Source organism: Burkholderia sp. AU45251, from assembly GCF_030482905.1.
Lineage (GTDB): Bacteria > Pseudomonadota > Gammaproteobacteria > Burkholderiales > Burkholderiaceae > Burkholderia > Burkholderia aenigmatica.
Genome location: NZ_JAUJQH010000002.1, coordinates 335,248 through 352,914, shown reverse-complemented (window position 1 = coordinate 352,914; position 17,667 = coordinate 335,248). Strand labels below are relative to the sequence as shown.

16 protein-coding genes and 1 pseudogene are annotated in these 17,667 nt (G+C 67.0%); 7 read left to right on the top strand and 10 right to left on the bottom strand.

What is annotated here, in order from left to right:
- Positions 1-81 precede the first annotated feature (81 nt).
- Positions 82-264, top strand: coding sequence for a hypothetical protein (locus QZM67_RS08325; protein ID WP_301802220.1), 183 nt, complete (start codon positions 82-84; stop codon positions 262-264).
- Here QZM67_RS08325 and QZM67_RS08320 read toward each other — a convergent pair.
- Positions 239-1,264 (bottom strand): annotated as a pseudogene (locus QZM67_RS08320) (AraC family transcriptional regulator). The gene QZM67_RS08325 and the pseudogene QZM67_RS08320 sit on opposite strands and share 26 nt — an antisense overlap.
- A 352-nt stretch (positions 1,265-1,616) precedes the next feature.
- Here QZM67_RS08320 and QZM67_RS08315 point away from each other — a divergent pair.
- The 6 genes from QZM67_RS08315 to QZM67_RS08290 all read left to right on the top strand — a co-directional run bounded on the left by QZM67_RS08315 (position 1,617) and on the right by QZM67_RS08290 (position 7,922).
- Positions 1,617-2,864, top strand: coding sequence for a dienelactone hydrolase family protein (locus QZM67_RS08315; protein WP_301801766.1), 1,248 nt, complete (start codon positions 1,617-1,619; stop codon positions 2,862-2,864).
- A gap of 40 nt (positions 2,865-2,904) precedes the next feature.
- Positions 2,905-3,693 (top strand): SDR family oxidoreductase, encoded by a 789-nt coding sequence (locus tag QZM67_RS08310; protein ID WP_175026012.1) that lies wholly within the window; start codon positions 2,905-2,907, stop codon positions 3,691-3,693.
- Between the two features lie 66 nt (positions 3,694-3,759).
- The gene (locus QZM67_RS08305) at positions 3,760-4,998 is read left to right on the top strand and encodes a styrene monooxygenase/indole monooxygenase family protein (protein WP_301801763.1); all 1,239 of its coding nucleotides are present in this window, start codon (positions 3,760-3,762) and stop codon (positions 4,996-4,998) included.
- Between the two features lie 5 nt (positions 4,999-5,003).
- The gene (locus QZM67_RS08300) at positions 5,004-5,531 is read left to right on the top strand and encodes a flavin reductase family protein (protein WP_301801761.1); all 528 of its coding nucleotides are present in this window, start codon (positions 5,004-5,006) and stop codon (positions 5,529-5,531) included.
- 36 nt (positions 5,532-5,567) lie between these two features.
- Positions 5,568-6,524: a transporter gene (locus tag QZM67_RS08295; RefSeq protein WP_301801759.1), complete on the top strand. Its 957-nt coding sequence runs from the start codon at positions 5,568-5,570 to the stop codon at positions 6,522-6,524.
- Between the two features lie 135 nt (positions 6,525-6,659).
- Positions 6,660-7,922 (top strand): serine hydrolase, encoded by a 1,263-nt coding sequence (locus QZM67_RS08290; protein ID WP_301801758.1) that lies wholly within the window; start codon positions 6,660-6,662, stop codon positions 7,920-7,922.
- 561 nt (positions 7,923-8,483) lie between these two features.
- Here QZM67_RS08290 and QZM67_RS08285 read toward each other — a convergent pair.
- From QZM67_RS08285 to QZM67_RS08245, 9 genes are read right to left on the bottom strand one after another with little or no spacing between them, the layout of a single operon-like run.
- Positions 8,484-9,452, bottom strand: a complete 969-nt coding sequence (locus QZM67_RS08285; protein WP_301801756.1) for a type II secretion system F family protein — start codon at positions 9,450-9,452, stop codon at positions 8,484-8,486.
- 36 nt (positions 9,453-9,488) lie between these two features.
- Positions 9,489-10,466, bottom strand: a complete 978-nt coding sequence (locus QZM67_RS08280) for a type II secretion system F family protein (RefSeq protein ID WP_301801754.1) — start codon at positions 10,464-10,466, stop codon at positions 9,489-9,491.
- 33 nt (positions 10,467-10,499) lie between these two features.
- Positions 10,500-11,867, bottom strand: a complete 1,368-nt coding sequence (locus tag QZM67_RS08275) for a CpaF family protein (RefSeq protein ID WP_122949891.1) — start codon at positions 11,865-11,867, stop codon at positions 10,500-10,502.
- 19 nt (positions 11,868-11,886) lie between these two features.
- Complete coding sequence (locus QZM67_RS08270; protein ID WP_175026019.1) at positions 11,887-13,095, bottom strand: AAA family ATPase; 1,209 nt, start codon at positions 13,093-13,095, stop codon at positions 11,887-11,889.
- Between the two features lie 22 nt (positions 13,096-13,117).
- Positions 13,118-13,561 (bottom strand): TadE/TadG family type IV pilus assembly protein, encoded by a 444-nt coding sequence (locus QZM67_RS08265; protein WP_175026020.1) that lies wholly within the window; start codon positions 13,559-13,561, stop codon positions 13,118-13,120.
- A complete protein-coding gene (locus tag QZM67_RS08260; RefSeq protein ID WP_301801750.1) occupies positions 13,558-14,091 on the bottom strand; it encodes a TadE/TadG family type IV pilus assembly protein in 534 nt (177 codons plus the stop codon). The genes QZM67_RS08265 and QZM67_RS08260 overlap by 4 nt, the downstream gene beginning before the upstream one ends.
- Before the next feature lie 13 nt (positions 14,092-14,104).
- A complete protein-coding gene (locus QZM67_RS08255) occupies positions 14,105-15,376 on the bottom strand; it encodes a pilus assembly protein TadG-related protein (protein ID WP_301801748.1) in 1,272 nt (423 codons plus the stop codon).
- A 25-nt stretch (positions 15,377-15,401) separates the two neighbouring features.
- Positions 15,402-15,698, bottom strand: coding sequence for a hypothetical protein (locus tag QZM67_RS08250; protein ID WP_089452634.1), 297 nt, complete (start codon positions 15,696-15,698; stop codon positions 15,402-15,404).
- A 20-nt stretch (positions 15,699-15,718) separates the two neighbouring features.
- Positions 15,719-17,656, bottom strand: coding sequence for a type II and III secretion system protein family protein (locus QZM67_RS08245; protein ID WP_301801746.1), 1,938 nt, complete (start codon positions 17,654-17,656; stop codon positions 15,719-15,721).
- Positions 17,657-17,667 lie beyond the last annotated feature (11 nt).

The following is a 17,667-nucleotide window of genomic DNA, read 5'->3' as shown; positions in this document are numbered from 1 at the left end:
TCATCGAGGCGGTCGGGCATCCTGCAAGCTTTGCGGCCATCACGCCGGCCAGGCAGAACCTGCTTCCGTGGACATTCCGCGATGAACTGCGCCGGGTCGAGTCGTCCTGCGTACGCTTTCACGACGATCATCGCACTGCGCCGCCCGTTCATCGAATGGCGGCTCGGCGGGGGTGTGACGGCAGTCTGGAGCGTGCCGCTGCCGTCGGCGATCCGCGTGCGGGTTGCCGCCTGCGACGCTAACCGCGCACGCGCCGCATCCTGAGCGTCGCCGAAGGCGATTCCCCGAACGCCCGCTTGTACTCGATCGCGAACCGCCCGAGGTGCGCAAAGCCCTATTTCAGCGCGATGTCCGTCACCGATGCGAGCCCCGGCGACTCGTCGGCCAGCAGTTCCTCGCGCACATGTTGCAGCCGCAACTGTCGCACGAAGCCCATTGGCGTGATCCCGTGGCGATGGCGAAAGCCGGCGAACAGCGTGCTCGGGCTGACGCCGGCGAGTTCGGCGAGCCGTTCGATCGTCAGCGGCTCGTCGAGATGCGCGCGGATGTAGTCCTCGACGCGTCGCACGTAGAACGGCGCGAGCGCCACCGGCAGGTGCCGCGTGCCGTTGCGCGCGCTGTTCGGGTGGCCATGCAGCAGCAGGTTGAGCAGCGTCGATTCGAGCTGCTCGAAGGCGAGTGGATGACGCAACGGATGCGCCTCCGTCGCGATCGCGCCGGCGAGGATCGGCAGCATCTGCGCCAGACACGTCCCCTGCGACGATGACAGGCTGAATTCCGGTTCGAATTCGACCGGCGCGCGCCGGTCGTCGCCGAAATGCCGCTGCGCGTGGCGCTCCATCACTTCGCGCTCGATGCGCAGGATGACTTGCGGGCATGCATCGCCCCAGCGCATCTTCAGCGACAGCGTCGGCGAGATCAACGACGCGGTGCCCGGCGACGACACGAAACGCGCCGCGCCGCACTCGATCTCCGCGTCACCGCGCAGCGGGATCTGCAACAGGAAGAAGTGTTCGAGCGGCCCGGGCTCGATGCTGACGCCACCGCCGTAGTCGAGCAGGTTCAACGACAGGTTGCCCCAGCGCGCATGATGCATGCAGCTGCGCAGCGCGCGCGATTCGCCGGTCGGCGTGAGCCGGTGCGGCTTGAATACGTCGGCGACGCGAGCGCGAACCTCGTCGACATCGTTGGACTGCAGCAGCAGGTTGTCGTGATTGAAACAGGCGGCGTCGGCCAGCCAGCCTGTTTCGGAAAATTGCGCCATCGATGTTCTCCCGTCATGCCCGATTGCACTCGCGCCGTGCATGCGTTCCCGGTATGGGGGCATCCGCCGCACGATCCGGATAGCGCCCGGCGTATCCGGACAGTCCGGCCGCCAAAGCACGCAAGTCCCGCGCAAACGACGCAAGAAGCGGACCGTTCGCGCATCGTAGAAAACTGTGCGGGACTTCCGCATCCGCACATACCCGCAGTTGGCCGTGCGCCTGCCCACGCGCGGCGGCCGGATCGTCAGGTTTCCGGAATTCGCGGATACCGGCCGAAGAAAGCGGATAGAAGTGCCCATTTCGTCCGCCAATACTGGGCTCGTCGAAGAGATGAACCATAAGGAGGGACACATGAAAGGACGTCACATCGAGATTCCGTCGCCGGATGGCGGCACGTTTCGCGCGTACCTGAGCACGCCGGCCGGCGGCACGGGGCCGGGCATCGTGCTGTGTCACGAAATCTTCGGCGCGAACGCGACGATGCGTGAGGTGGCCGACTACTACGCGGAGGAAGGCTATACGGTGCTCGTGCCCGACCTGTTCTGGCGCCAGGCGCCGGGCATCGAACTCGGTTATGCGGCCGCCGACGTCGAGCGCGCGATGGCGCTTTACCGCGAATACGACGAGAACAAGGGCGTCGAGGACGTCGGTGCCGCGCTGGACGCACTCAAGCAGTTGCCGGCATGCACGGGCGAAGCCGGCGTGCTCGGCTACTGCCTCGGCGGCAAGCTCGCGTATCTCGCCGCGTGCCGGCTGCCCGACGTGGCCGCGGCGGTCAGCTACTACGGCGTGGGCATCGAACACGCGCTGGACGAGGCGGCGCACCTGCGCGGCCGGCTCGTGCTGCAGATTGCGGGGCAGGACCGCTTCTGCCCGCCCGATGCGCAGCAGCGCATTGCCGCAGCGCTGTCCGGGCGCGACGGCGTCGACGTGTACGTGTATCCGAGTGTCGATCACGCGTTCGCGCGCGCCGGCGGCGATCATTTCGACCCGGCCGCCGCGGTGATGGCCCACCAGCGCGCGATCGCCGCATTCCGTGCCGCGCTCGGCCCGCATTACGACCTGTCCACGCTGTGGGAAGCGCATCTCAAGCACGAATTCGACACGCGCAACGTCGACGCGACGATGGCGACGATGGTCGCCGAGCCCTACGTCAACCATATTCCGACGCTGACGGGCGGCGTCGGCTACGACGAGCTCAAGCGCTTCTACACGCATCACTTCGTGCATGCGAATCCGCCCGACACGTCGATCACGCCGATCTCGCGCACGATCGGCGCGAGCCAGATCGTCGACGAGCTGCTGTTCTGCTTCACGCACACCACCGAGATCGACTGGATGCTGCCGGGTGTCGCACCGACCGGCAAGCGCGTCGAGATTCCGCTCGTCGCGATCGTCAAGTTTCGCGGCGACAAGCTCTATCACGAGCACATCTACTGGGACCAGGCGAGCGTGCTCGTGCAGATCGGGCTGCTCGATCCGGACGGCCTGCCGGTCGCGGGCGTCGAAACGGCCCGCAAGCTGCTCGACGTAACCGTGCCGTCGAACGGACTGATGCGCCGCTGGCAGGACAGCGAGCCGTCGACGTATGCACATTGACGCGTCCCTTCCCTCACACAACCATTTTCGGAGACACCCCATGACTGCCCTTGCTGGCAAAGTCGCGATCGTCACCGGCGGCGCCACGCTGATCGGCGCCGCGGTTGCGCAGGACCTGAGCCGCGCCGGTGCGTGCGTCGCGATCGTCGATCTCGATGCGGAGAACGGCGCGCGCGTCGCCGATTCGCTCGGCGAACGGGCGATGTTCGTCGCGCTCGACATCACCGACGATCGCGCGATCGAGCGTGCGATATCGGCCATCGTCGAACGGTTCGGTGCGATCGACGTGCTCGTCAACCTCGCGTGCAGCTACGTCGACAACGGCATCCAGGCGACCCGCAACGACTGGCTCGCCGCGATGGACGTCAACGTCGTGTCGGCGGCGATGCTCGCCAAGGCCGTGCATCCGCACATGATCCGGCGCGGCGGCGGCGCGATCGTGAACTTCAGCTCGATCTCGGCCCAGTGCGCGCAGACCGGCCGCTGGCTGTACCCGACGTCGAAGGCGGCGATCCGCCAGCTCACGCGCAGCATGGCGATGGATCTCGCGCCCGACCGCATTCGCGTCAACTCCGTGTCGCCGGGATGGACGTGGTCGCGCGTGATGGACGAGCTGACGCACGGCGACCGGGCGAAGACCGATCGCGTCGCCGCGCCGTTCCACCTGCTCGGCCGCGTCGGCGATCCGTCCGAGGTCGCGCAGGTCGTGACGTTCCTGTGCAGCGACGCGGCGAGCTTCGTGACGGGCGCCGACTACGCGGTGGACGGCGGCTATTCCGCGATGGGCCCCGAACAGGCGGTGCCGGCCATTCCGCGTCTCGCGGAATAGCCGTTCGTCGCCACCGCTTCCCGCACTATCACGCCAGCCGGCATCCGGCCAACCAAGGACATTCCCATGAGACGCATCGCTATCGTCGGCGCCGGCCAGTCCGGCCTGCAACTCGCCTTCGCCCTGCTCGACCAGGGCTACCACGTCACGCTCGCGACCAATCGCGACGCCGAGCAGATCCGCACCGGCAAGGTCATGTCGAGCCAGTGCATGTTCCACACGTCATTGCAGATCGAGCGCGACCTCGGCCTGAACACGTGGGAGGAAGCGTGCCCGTCCGTCGAAGGCATCGGCATCGCGGTGCCGCATCCGGACGGCCACGGCCGCAAGGCGATCGACTGGTCGTCGCGGCTGACCCGCTATGCGCAGTCGGTCGACCAGCGCGTGAAAATGGCCGACTGGCTCGATGGCGTGCGGCGCCGTGGCGCGGACGTGCGCATCGGCGACATCGGCGTGCCCGAACTCGAGGAGCTGACGCGCAGCCACGACCTCGTGCTGCTCGCGGCCGGCAAGGGCGAGATCGTCAACCTGCTCGGCCGCGACGACGCGCGCAGTGCGTTCGACCGCCCGCAACGCGCGCTGGCCCTCACCTATGTGAAAGGGATGACGCCGAGTCAGCCGTATTCGCGGGTGCGCTTCAACCTGCTGCCCGGCATCGGCGAGTATTTCGTGTTCCCCGCGCTGACCACGACGGGCCCGTGCGAAATCATGGTGTTCGAAGGCATTCCGGGCGGCCCGCTCGATTGCTGGGCCGACGTGAAGACGCCCGAGCAGCATCTGGACCGCAGCCTGTCGTTCCTGCAGCACTACGTGCCGTGGGAATTCGAGCGCTGCCGCGACGTCGAGCTCACCGATCCGAACGGCACGCTGGCCGGACGCTTCGCGCCGACGGTGCGCAAGCCGTTCTTCCGGCTGCCGTCGGGCCGCACGGTGTTCGGGATGGCCGATGCGGTGGTCGTCAACGATCCGATCACCGGCCAGGGATCGAACAATGCCGCGAAATGCGCGAAGGCCTATTTCGACGCGATCGTCGCACGCGATGCCGCACCGTTCGGCGAAGACTGGATGCAGCAGACGTTCGAAGGCTACTGGGCCTATGCGCAGCATGTCGTGCGCTGGACCAACTCGCTGCTCACGCCACCGCCGCCGCACATCCTCGAACTGCTCGGCGCGGCCGGTCAGTTGCCCTCGCTCGCCGCAGCGATCGTCGACGGCTTCGACGATCCGCGCCGGTTCTCGCCGTGGTGGTTCGAGCCATCGGCCTGCGCGGCGATGATCCGCGAGCACAGCCTGCGTGCGGAGTAACCGCCATGGAAACGACCGCCACCGATCGCCCGCCCCTCGACCCGATGCAATTGCGCGCCGCGTTCGGGCAATTCCCGACCGGCGTGACCGTGATCACCACGTGCGCGGCCGACGGACGCAAGGTGGGCCTCACCGCCAATTCGTTCTCGTCGCTGTCACTCGATCCGCCACTCGTGCTGTGGAGCCTGCGCAAGCTCGCGCCGAGCCGCCCGGATTTCGTCGCGGCCACCCATTTCGCGATCAACATCCTCGCGCACGACCAGATCGACCTATCGCGCCGTTTCGCGACGCCCAGCGCCGACAAGTTCGACGGCGTGCTGCACGTCGATTCGCAGGCGGGCGGCGTGCCCTGCCTCGACGGCGCGAGTGCGCGCTTCGTGTGCCGCAACGTCGGCCACTACGAAGGCGGCGATCACCTGCTCTTCATCGGCCAGATCGAACAGTTCGACGCGTTCGGCCATGCACCGCTCGTGTTCCATGCCGGTCAGTATCGCGCGATCGCCGATCATCCCGATCTTTTGCGCACCATTTGATTAGTTATACAGAAAAATATCCAGGAGGTGGTGAACATGACATTCGGCTCTCGCCTGCTCGTCGTCGCAGGCCTCACGATTGCCGGCATCGCCGCAAGCGCGCCGGCCAGCGCGACCGACCTGCCGGCGGTCAACCTCGGCATGACCAGCTTCCTCGACGGCATGCCGCCGGCCGGCTCCGGCTGGTACGGCACGCAATACCTGCAGTACTACACGGCCGGCCGCGTCAACGACAATGCGGGCAACAAAGTCGGGCTGCCAAAGCAGGACATCGACCTGTTCGCGGGGCTGAGCCAGCTCGTCTATCAGTCGCCGCTGACGTTCGCGGGCGTGCATCCCGGCCTCGACGTGATCCTGCCGTGGATCGCGTCGGCGCGAACCGACGACGGCATCGGCAACGTCGCGCTGAATGCGCGTGCCGGCTTCGGCGACCTGCTGATCGGCCCGTTCATCCAGTTCGACCCGGTGATGGGCGCACAGGGCCCGCGCTTCGCGCAGCGCGTGGAATTCCAGTTCATCGCGCCGACCGGCGCCTACGATCCGTCGCGCGCGATCAACCCCGGCAGCCATTTCTGGTCGTTCGACCCGTACTGGGCGGCGACGCTATGGCTCACGCCCAAGTGGACCGTGTCGTGGCGGCTGCATTATTTGTGGAACGCGACCAACCATCAGCCGGCCACGTCGCTCGGCCCGGACGTGACGTCGACGCAGGCCGGGCAGGCCATCCACGCGAACTTCGCGACCGAGTATGAAGTGCGCCCCGGCCTGCGGCTGGGGCTCAACGGCTACTGGCTGCGGCAGACCACCGACATGAAGGAAAACGGGCAGGACGTGCCCGGCACGCGCGAGGCCGTGTTCGCGATCGGCCCGGGGGCCATGGTTAGCTTCTCGCCGCACGATCATCTGATGTTCAACGCATACTTCGAGACCTATGCGCGGAACCGGCCGCAGGGCACGCGGATGGTGCTGCGGTACGTGCATCACTTTCAGTGACGGCTGCGATCGGGTGAACGCGCCCGATCGCTATCGTCAGACGAAAAATGCGGACTGCAGGCATGCGCGCGCCTGTCCTATAGTTTTGGAGAAGGCAACGCAGGCAATACGTCACGACCAAGGAGGGTCCGCGCCATGGCGACTTCAGCAACCTCCCGGTTTTTGTCGAACGTATCGCGGCGGCTGGTGCGCGGCATGGTTGCCGTCGCACCGGCCGTGGTCATCGGCCTCGCCGTTTCCGCGTGCGGCGGCGACAGTTCGCCGGCCTCGAGCACGCCCGCGTTCGCGAACGCGGCGCGCCCGCAGATCAACGCGCTGCTCGCGGACACGCTGACGCCCGGCGCGGTCGTCTATGTGCAATCGCCGCAGGGCAACTGGCTCGAATCGTTCGGCACGGCCGTGCGAGGCACGAATACGCCGATACCGACGAATGCGCACTTTCGCGTCGGCAGCGTGACGAAGACCTGGACCGGCACGGTGATCCTGCAACTCGTCCAGGAAGGCCGGCTGAGTCTCGGCGACACCGTCAGCAAGTTCGTCGCGAACGTGCCCAACGGCAACACGATCACGATCGAACAGTTGTTGACCATGCGCAGCGGCCTCTACAACTATTCGACGAATCTCGCGTTCAACCAGACGCTCGATGCGCAGCCGGACAAGGTGTGGACCACGTCCGAGTTGCTGGGGATCGCCGAAGGCCAGCCGGTCTATTTCGCGCCCGGCGCGGATTTTCGCTACTCGAATACGAACACGGTGCTGCTCGGGCTCATCATCGAGCAACTGACCGGCATGAGCGCGGCCGATGCGATGAACGCGCGCCTGTTTGCGCCGCTCGGCCTGGCCAATACCTTGCTCCCGCCGCAGCAGGATACGTCGCTGCCGGCACCGGCACCGCAGGGCTATCAATGGGGCACCAATGCCGAAACGACCGACAGCGACGCGCTGTCGCCCCAGCGCCAGGCCGACGCGAAAAGCGGTGCGCTGCAACCGACGAACGTGACCAGCGTCAATACGTCGTGGGCGTGGACAGCCGGCTCCGGTATTTCAACCGTGACGGAACTGGCGGCCTACGTGCAGCGGATGGTCGGCGGCGGCTACCTGAACGCCGACCTGCAGGCGCAACGGCTCGCCAGTTGCACGCCGATCGATGCGACCGACCCGATGTCGGCGAGCTACTGCCTGGGCCTGGCCAAGTTCGGCACGTTCTACGGACATACCGGCGAGATACCCGGCTTCAACACCTTCATGGGCTACGACCCGGTCACGAAAACGACGATCGTCACGTGGTCGAACACGGCTGCCGCGCCCGATGGACGTGCCCCGGCCAACGAAATCGCGCGGATCATCATGGGGGAACTCAGCAAGGCGGCCGAGGTGCCGAGCGAAGGTCGGCCGTGATGCGGTGAAGGCGAATTTCGCGACCGTGCATGAGGTACGCCGCTGAACGGGCACCGCGGTAAACACAAGCGCCACCACGACGATCAGCAGGCCGCCGCCTTTCATGCTGCGCAAGCGGGCGCGCTCGCCGGGCTCCAGCGGTTCGGTCGTCAAAGTCGGCATGGTTCTCCTGTCGCGTCTCGACCGGAAATGGCACGTGCAGCGCCGCGATTGCCGACCACGCTATCGCGCGGCGCCGCTCGTGTCATCGCCGCGATTGCGTCCGGGATGCCGCTGCCGCGACCGCCGCGTCATCGCGCACAACGTGATGCCGGCAAACTTCGCCGGCATTCAGGTTAGCAGTAGGGGGCAGCCGGTAAGGCGGTGGACTACGGCTTGTTCCATGGCCGACCATGGGTCCAGGATGCATTGACGCCGCTATGGTCAACCTGTCTCGCGGCGCCGCCTGGGGAGGGAGCCTCCATGAAGCCTGTTGCCGTGCCGGCCGGCGGGGGTGGCCGTCCGGCACGCAAAACCTTTATCGACGATTCCGTCGATCCCGGCGTGACGCCGGCTCGTCGCTCAATGCGACATCCCGACGAACGTCGGCAGCAGCACGCGGTACACGTGGATCATTGCCGGCCCGAGCAGCACCAGCATCAGCGCGGGGAAGATGCAGAAGATCAGCGGGAACAGCAGCTTCAGCGCGATCTTCGCGGCCCGCTCTTCCGCGCGCATCCGGCGCCGCGTGCGCAGCATGTCCGACAGCACGCGCAGCGATTCGCTGATGCTCGTGCCGAAGCGATCGGCCTGGATCAGCATCGTGCAGAACGATTCGATATCCTCCACACCGGTGCGCAGCGCGAGATTGCGCAGCGCCGTCTCCTTCGTGAAGCCGGAGCGCATCTCGAGCAGCAGCAGGTCGAGTTCGCTCGAGACCACCTCGCTGCTGAACCGCAGCTCCTCGCTCACCTTCATCAGCGCCGCGTCGAGCCCCAGTCCCGCTTCGACGCACACCGTCAGCAGGTCGAGCGCGTCCGGGAAATCCTCGAAGATCTTCTGCTGGCGCACCTTGACCCGCTGCGACAGCACGATGTTCGGGATGTAGTAGCCGATCCCGGCGAGCACGACGAGGATGACCGACAGGATCTCGCGCTCGTTCCCGAGCCGGGTCGTGACCAGCACCAGCAGCGCCGCGCACGGCAACAAGAGCGCGAGCAACGTCTTCGCGGTGAAATACAGCGCGGCTGCGCTCTGGTTGCGCCAGCCGGCATTCATCAGCCGGATGCGCAGCGGCGAACTCTCCCAGCCCTCCTTCGGCACCGACAGCTTCGAGATCGGGGTCGACAGTTCCACCAGCTTCGCGACCCAGCGCGACGTCATATCGTCGCCGTCGCCGGGGCCCGCGCCGACGACGGCGCCACCGGCCTGCTGAATCCGGCGCTGGATGTTGCGCGGCGCGAACAGCAGCATCGCGGCGAGTGCGCCGCCGGCCACGAAGAGGAACAAGCCACCCAGCATGACGGCGTGGACTACGCTCAGGTTTTGCATGACAGCCTCGCAACGGTTCGTTATTCGGCTCGCGCGTCAGACGCGAATCCGGACAATGCGGCGGATCCACAACAGGCCAAAGAGCATCGACACCAGCATCACGCCGACCATCCTGATCCCGGCCGGATCCTCCCAGAGCACCGACAGGAACTCGCGGTTCAGCAGCGCGATCGCGCCCGCAGTACCGAACGGCAGCAGCCCGAGAATCCACGCCGACAGCCGCCCTTCCGCCGACAGCACGCGCACCTTGTCGAACAGCTTGAAGCGCTCGCGGATCAGCCCGGAGATGCTGTCGAGCAGCTCGGCCAGGTTGCCGCCGGTCTCGCGCTGGATCAGCACCGCGATCACGAAATAGCGCAGGTCCTGCACCGGCACGCGCGTCGCGAGGTTCGTCAGTGCGTCGTGCAACGACACGCCGTAGTTGACCTCGTCGAACGTGATCCGGAACTCGCCGCCCATCGGATCGGGAAACTCTTCGCTCACCATCCCGAGCGTGCTCGTGAACGAATGACCGGAACGCAGTGCACGCGCGATCATGTCGCAGATGTCCGGCAACTGCCGTTCGAGCTTGCGCATGCGCCGCCGGCGGCAGCGCATCACGTACATCGTCGGCCAGCATCCGGCAAACAGCGCGATAGGCAGCACCGCCAGTTGCGGCAACGTGGCGAAGCTCAGCGCCAGCCAGGCGAGCGCCGGGAACACCACGCTGAGCACGACCAGCTTCGACAGCGTCCAGTCGAGGCCCGTTTGCTGGATCAGGAGATCGAGCGTCTGCACGCGCGGCATGCGCAGCAGCAACCGGTCGAACGGCTTCGACTCGTCGAGCATCCGCTTCTTCAGGATCGACAGCCGCTCCTGCTGCACGTTGCCGCCGGCCGACATCGCGCGGATACGCGACTCGATCCGGCGCACGGCGGTGCCATGCCGCGCGTTCCACCATTGATAGGCGCCTTCGATCGTCAACACGACGGCGACGAAGGTGAGAATCACAAAGGCGTAAAAGATCGTGTTCATGAGGCCTCCCCGGCAGCCAACGGCGCCCTGTCGTCAGTTCGTCTCGTAACGCTGCGACGGGTCGTAGAGCGAATCCGGCAAGTTGATGCCGAATGCCTGCAACCGCTCGACGAACTTCGGCCGCACGCCGGTCGCGCAGAAGTGGCCGCGTACCGAGCCGTCGCGGTCCACACCCGTGCGCTTGAACGTGAAGATCTCCTGCATGTTGATGATGTCGCCCTCCATCCCGGTCAGTTCCTGGATGCTGACGATCTTGCGCTTGCCGTCGGTCAGCCGCGCGGCCTGCACGACCACCGAGATCGCCGACGCGATCTGCTGGCGCATCGTCTTCGGCGGCAGCGTCAGGCCGGAGACGCTGATCATGTTCTCGAGCCGTGTCAGCGCGTCGCGCGGCGTGTTCGCGTGGATCGTCGCCAGCGAGCCTTCGTGGCCGGTGTTCATCGCGTTGAGCATGTCGAGCGCTTCCGCGCCGCGCACTTCGCCGAGGATGATCCGGTCCGGGCGCATCCGCAGCGCGTTGCGCACCAGCGTGCGCTGCGTGATCTCGCCCTTGCCCTCGATGTTCGGCGGGCGCGTTTCGAGCCGCAGCACGTGCGGCTGCTGCAGTTGCAGCTCGGCGGCGTCCTCGATCGTCACGATCCGCTCGTTGCGCGGAATGTAGCCGGACAGGATGTTGAGCAGCGTCGTCTTGCCGCTGCCGGTGCCGCCCGACACCAGCACGTTCACCTTCGCGCGCGACAGCGCGTCGAGCAACTCGGCCATCGGCGGCGTCAGGCTGTGGTAGCGCACGAGGTCGTCCATCTTCAGCGGATTCACCGCGAAACGCCGGATCGACATCAGCGGCCCGTCGATCGCGGACGGCGGGATGATCGCGTTCACGCGCGAACCATCCGGCAGCCGCGCGTCGACCATCGGGCTCGATTCGTCGATGCGGCGCCCGACGCGCGACACGATCTTCTCGATCACCTTCATCAGGTGCGCGTCGTCGTAGAACGTCACGTCGGTCAGTTCGAGCTGGCCGCTGCGCTCGACATAGACCTGCCGGTACGTGTTCACGAGAATGTCGGAAATGCCGGGGTCGCGCAGCAGCGCTTCGAGCGGGCCGAAGCCGAACATCTCGTCATACACGTCGATCGCAAGCTGCCGGCGCTCGATGTCGTTCGCCGGCATCCGTTCGTCGTCGAGGATGCGCGAGATCAGCGCGGCGATTTCCTGCCGGACCTGATCCTGCTGCAGCCGCGACAGACGCTCAAGCTCGACGCGCTCGAGCACGGCCAGGTGAATTTCACGGCGCAGCTTCTGGTACGCGTCGCGTACCGACGAATGAGCCGGGCCCGCCGGTTCGCTGCCCGCCGCCAGCGGCGGGGTCCGGTGCAACGACATCTGTTCGCGCAATGACATGATCGATTCCCCGAAAGAGTTACATGGACTTGAGCTTCGGCGTGGCCTTGCGGCCGAAGAACCTGGACATCAGCGGTTCGCTGCGCGTGGCGCCGTGTCCCGCGCGCACCTCCCCTTCGACCAGCTGTTTCGCGTAACCCTGCAGCGCACGCGTGACCGCCGTGCCGCGTGCGAGCCGCGATACCGGATGGCCCTGGTTGATCGCTTCGAGCACGGTGTCGGCGTCGTCGGGAATCGTGCAGGCGGCCTTCAGGCCGAGCACTTCCTCGAGCGCGGTGCGGGTCCGGTCGCTCGCGCGCGTCGCGCGGTTCAGGATGAGCCGCATCTGGTCGGTCGAGTAGCCGAGCGACACGAGAATCTCCAGCAGCCGGCGGCCGGCGCGCACGTGCGGCATCGTCGGCTGCATCACGAGCTGGATCTGGTCGCTGCGATCCAGCGCGACCATCGACAGCGGATTGATGCCGACGCCGATGTCGAAGATCACGAAGTCGTAGCGCGGCGCGGCGACACCCAGGATCCATTCGAGCGCGTCCTCGCGCATCTCGGCGGCCTTGACCGGGTCGCCGGCGCCCGCGAGCACGTGGAAGTTTTCCGTCACGTGCGCGACGCTTGCGTCGAGAAACGCGCTGTCGAGCCGCTCGATCTGCGTGCACAGCTGCGGCAGCGTCGACGGCGGGGTTTCGTCGCTGACGAGAAAGGCCGCATCGGCGAACTGCTGGTTCAGGTCGATCAGCAGCACGCGGCGCTTGAAGCCTTCCGCGATCTCGAATGCGACGTTGCTGGCCGCAAAGCTCGTGCCGGCCCCGCCCTTGCACGACATGAACGACACGATCCGCGTATCGTCGGTGTCGCGCCGCGTGCTTTGCGCGGCCGCGCGTTCGAGCGCGTGGCCGAGCGCCTGCGGGTCGAGCGGCCACTGCAGCACGTCGCGGGCGCCCGCGCGCATCGCGTCGAGCAGCACGTGCGGCGACGCGTCCGCGGTCAGGAGGATGCAGGTCAGCCCGGCGTGAGCCCGGCAGATCCGCTCGATCGCCGACAGCTCGGATGCGTCGAGCGACGTGCCGTCCACCAGCAGGATGTCGAACGCGTCGAGCCCGTCGGTGCGATGTTCGATCTGCGACGGGCGGCCGGTCGCGCGCGTCGCGCGATAGCGTCCGCAGTCGGCCACGAGGCGCGCGATCTGCGTGAGTCGCGCGGTGTCGTCGGAAGCTACGAGGATGTTGATCATGTCGTGTGCCTCGCCTGTTCGATCAGTTGCAGTTGGCGCCGCCGGTCGCGGAAGTCAGGCTTTCGCGCGGCAGCGTCGTCGTGAACGGCGGCATCGTCACCGTGACGTTCACGAACGGGATCATCGTCTTGACCGTGACGTTCGTGACGCTCACCGTCACGAACGAACACGAGGTCACGTCGCAGTTGGCCGGCGAGTAGTTCACCGACACGTTCGCGCTCGACAGCAGCGGCAACATCGCCGTCACGCGCTTCGCGACCCCGGCGGCATTGACGTCGCAGACCACCGCCGTGCGCGCGCCGAGGCGCACGGCTTCGCTTGCGGTGTTCCAGTAGAACAGCACGCGGCCGAATTCGAAGATGCCGATCAGCAGCATGATCAGGACCGATGCGATCAGCCCGAACTCGACGAGTGCCGCGCCGCGCTGGCCGCGCCGGCGCGATAGCGGGAAATGGCGCGCGTTCATGACACTTGCCTCATCACGGTGACGATGTTGCCGAACGTGATCGACGTGATCCCCGGATACACGGGAATCGGCTGGTACTTGTAGCCCGTGATCTTCACTTCGACGACGTTGATCGCGCCCGACGCCGAGCCGCTCGCCGCGTTGTTGTTCGCGTCGTAAGTCGGCAGGTTCGCGAACTGCGACGGGTCGGACGGGTCGCTGCAGCCGGTCGTGTGCTGCGCGTCGCAGATCGTCACCATCGACGTCGTGAGCCCCGGCACCAGCTCGGTGCCGGACGCACCGCACGTCGTGCTGCCGTAGACGACGAGGCACTGCGCCGCCGACACCGGATACGCACTGTCGGTCGGCAACCAGACCGACAGGTAGCGCGCCGCATCCCGCGTCGCCTTGGTCAGCGTCTCGTACTGGTAGATCGCGCGGCCGAACTCGGCCACGCCGGTCGCGAGCAGGATCATCGGCATCAGCACGATCGCGAACTCGACGGCGACGACGCCACGGGTGCGCGAACGGCGAAACGGACGGGTTTTCATGATCGTCTCTCCGCTATTGAACGAGCATCGGAACCTGGGTCCCGGACGCGCTGCCGCTGCCCGGCATCCCGTGCGTCGCGCACGGGTTGTTGCCGGAAACCGACGAGCCGAGATATTCGAGGTGCGCGACGACACCGCCGCTGCCGGGGCTGAACGGCAGCGGATCGAGCATCAGCACGCAATCCCATTGCGTGACGTGCACCTTGCCGCCGTTGCCGTTCAGCGTCGAGCAGTCGCCTTCCGGGGCAAGCGCGACGCGGCGGTCGCCACCGTTGGTCTGGTAATTGGCCTGCGACCACGTGCCGTTGGTCGCAACCCCGCTGCCCGACGGCGGCGTGCCGTCGCCCTGGTAGGACGTGAAGGTCGTGCGGTCGGTCACGAACTGCGTGTAGGCGTCGCCCTTGATGCCGGCCGTTCCGGGCGGCCCGTAGTTCGGGCCGACATACGCGTAACCGGTGAAGTCGGGCTGGCCGCTCGACCCGTTCGCGCCGTTCGTATAGATACCGAAGCGCGTATTCCAGGCACGCAGCGACGCCGATTTCAGGCCCGTGGTACTCAAGTCCGGCGGGCTCGTGATGTTGCAGGTATTGCCCGACAGCTCGCCGGCCAGGGTGGTTTCGTTCGTCGAGCCGTCGAGCGCCGCCCAGCCGAAGTTGCCGGGCCCGTAGGTCGACGACGACCCGGACGGCGACGTGATCCAGTCGCCGACGTTGTAGGACGGCGCGCCGGTTGTGCGGCACACGAACACCGGGATCGCGCAGGTGGTCTGGCCACCGCCCACCGTCGCGATCGCGCTGGCCGATACGGTCGCCGCGTTCGCCAGCTTCGCGCCCGGCAGTACGTTCAGCACCTCGATGAACCAGTGCGCGATGTTGCTCAGCGACGCGGTGCACTGCACGTACTTGATGTTGGCCGGCGTCGTGACCGAGTTCTTCGTCAGGAACGCATTGGTCAGCGAATCGCTGAACGTGACGTTCGCGTTCGTCGACAACTGCACCGACTTGTTCTGGAAGAACACGAAATTCAGGTGGCCGGCGGCGATGCCGTCGGCCTCGGCCACCGACAGGCTGATGGCTCCGGTCAGGTCACGCGCAGCGGACAGCGCGCACGCATCGGCGCTGTTCTGCAGTTCGCTGCGCGTGACGTACAGCTTGCCAAGATCCAGCGCGAGACCGACGAACCCGATCATCACCGCCAGTGCGAGACCGACGATGATCGCGACGGCACCGCGCTGGCGATGCAGGCTGCGACGCATGACTTTCGGATAGCGAGCTGCGCTGTTCATGGCGTTCTCCCTGAGCGTGCTGTCGTTACTGGTTGGCCTTGCCGATGCCGATCACGAACGCATTGGTGGGCGGATCGATCTGCTTGAACGACTTGTCGTAGTTGTCGAGCGCCGACGCGGCCGCGTTGCCGTCGACCACCGTCGTCGCGGCCGCGTGTTCGGCGGCATGCGGATCGATGATCTGGGCTTGTGTCACGGCGCGGACCGATTCGCCGAAGCGGGTGTCCCACACCGGGGTCGACGACATGCAACCGGCAAGCGCGAAGGCCAGCGGTACGGCGAGCGCCGCGCGGCGCACGAATACGAGGTAGGCGGATTTCATGAGTGTCCCCTTGGGTGGCATCAACGATCGGTGGACTCGGGTTCCGAGCGGGCGATCTGCGCGTGGGCAGGCGCCGGGATCCGGTGCTTCGGTCGCGCCGGCGTCGCCGGCTGGGCCGGTGCGTTGGAGCCGGCCGCGGCAAGGCGCGCGGCGGCGGCTTCGATGTGCGCGATGCGGGCCGCGTTGGCCGCGTCGGATTGCGGCACGGTGGCCGCCACCGGCGCGGGCGCCTTCTGCGGCTCGGCCGTTACCGGCGGCTGCGCGTCCGCACCGTGCGGCGCGCGCGGCGCGGGCAGCGCGGCGGCCGGGCCGGCCGGCACGTCCGATTGCGGCGCCGGTGCGGGTGCTTGAGCGGGTGCCTGAGCCGGTGCCTGCGGGGCAGCTGCTGCGCCGTTCGCCGGTTGTGCGCCCGGCTTGCGAACCCCGCCGCGGCCTTCCATGTTGCCGGTCGCATACACGTCGGCTTCGTTCGGCTTCGAGAAGCTGTCGGTCGGCAGCGGCACGTCGGCGGTCTGCAGCGGCTTCACGAGGTGCGGCGTGATCAGGAAGATCAGCTCGGTGCGGTCCTGCTGGAACGACGTGCTGCGGAACAGCGCGCCGAGCACCGGCACTTCGCCGACACCCGGGATCGACTTCAGCGCGCCCGTCACGTTGTCCTTGATCAGCCCGCCGATCGCGAACGATTCGCCGTCGCTCATCTGGACCGTCGTCGATGCGCGCCGTGTCGTGATCAGCGGCAGGATCGACGTGCCGCCGATGTTGGTCGCGCTCAGCGTGACGCCCGTCTGCGACAGTTCCGACACTTCCGGCGCGACCTTCAGGCTGATCCGGCCATTCGCCAGCACGGTCGGCGTGAACTTCAGCGCGACGCCGAATTCCTCTTCCTGCAGCGTGATCGACGACGTGCCGTTGCCGCTGCTCTGCGGGATCGGGATGAAGATCTTGCCGCCGGCGAGGAACGTCGCTTCCTGGCCGCTGATCGTCACGAGATTCGGTTCCGCGAGAATCTTGACGAGGTTGTCGGTGTTCTGCACATCGGCCGCGATGCTGAACGGCTTGTTGTTCGCCTTGTTGAAGACGGCCCCGCTCGCGACGCCCGCCAGCAGGTTGCTGACCAGCGCGCCACTCCACGAACCGAACCCGCCCTGGATGTTGAACGCGCTGCCCATCTGGTTCAACAGCGTCTTCGACACCTCGGCCACCTTCACCTCGAGCATCACCTGCTGCGGCGACGTGACGGCCAGCATGTTCAGCACGCCGCCACCGCCTGGCTTGCCGCCCGCGGCCGGATCGCCGGAGCTGTCGCCGTAGGCGTGCGCGATCTGCACGGCCTGTTGCGCGGCCTGCGAGCTCGACACGGTGCCCGACAGCACGATCGTGCCGGCCGCGGTCGTCACGCGGATGTCGCGTTCGTTCGGCATCAGTTGCTGCAGCGACGCCTGTAGGCCGCCGGCATCCGCGCCCACCGCCACGTCGATCACCCGACATGCACCGCTCCGGCCCTGCACGATCATGTTGGTCGTGCCGACCGACAGCCCGAGGATGTACAGCGTCTGCGGCGACACCATCGTGGCCTGCGCGACGGCCGGATTGCCGATCGTCCGATTGCGGACCGGCTCCGGCATCGGCACCAGCAGCGACTTGCCGAGCGGCACGCTGACGCTGGTCGATTCACGCACCGCGCCAACGCAGTTCGGCCCGCGCAGCGGTCCCGCCGACGCGGCGGGCGCGGCGGCCGCCACCGGCGCCATGCTGATCGTCATCTGCATCGGCCCCTTGCCGACCGCGGTCGGCGCGCTAGCGCCCCCTTTCGTCAGCACGGCCGACTCGACACCTTCCTGGGCCAGTGCGCCATAGACGGTCAGCCATCCGGAACAGAGGATCGCGGCCATCATCGTGCCCCGTGCGACGCGTGTACGCAGCGGGCCGGTACCTGTGCATTGCGGTTTGATCTTCATTTCGTCTGATC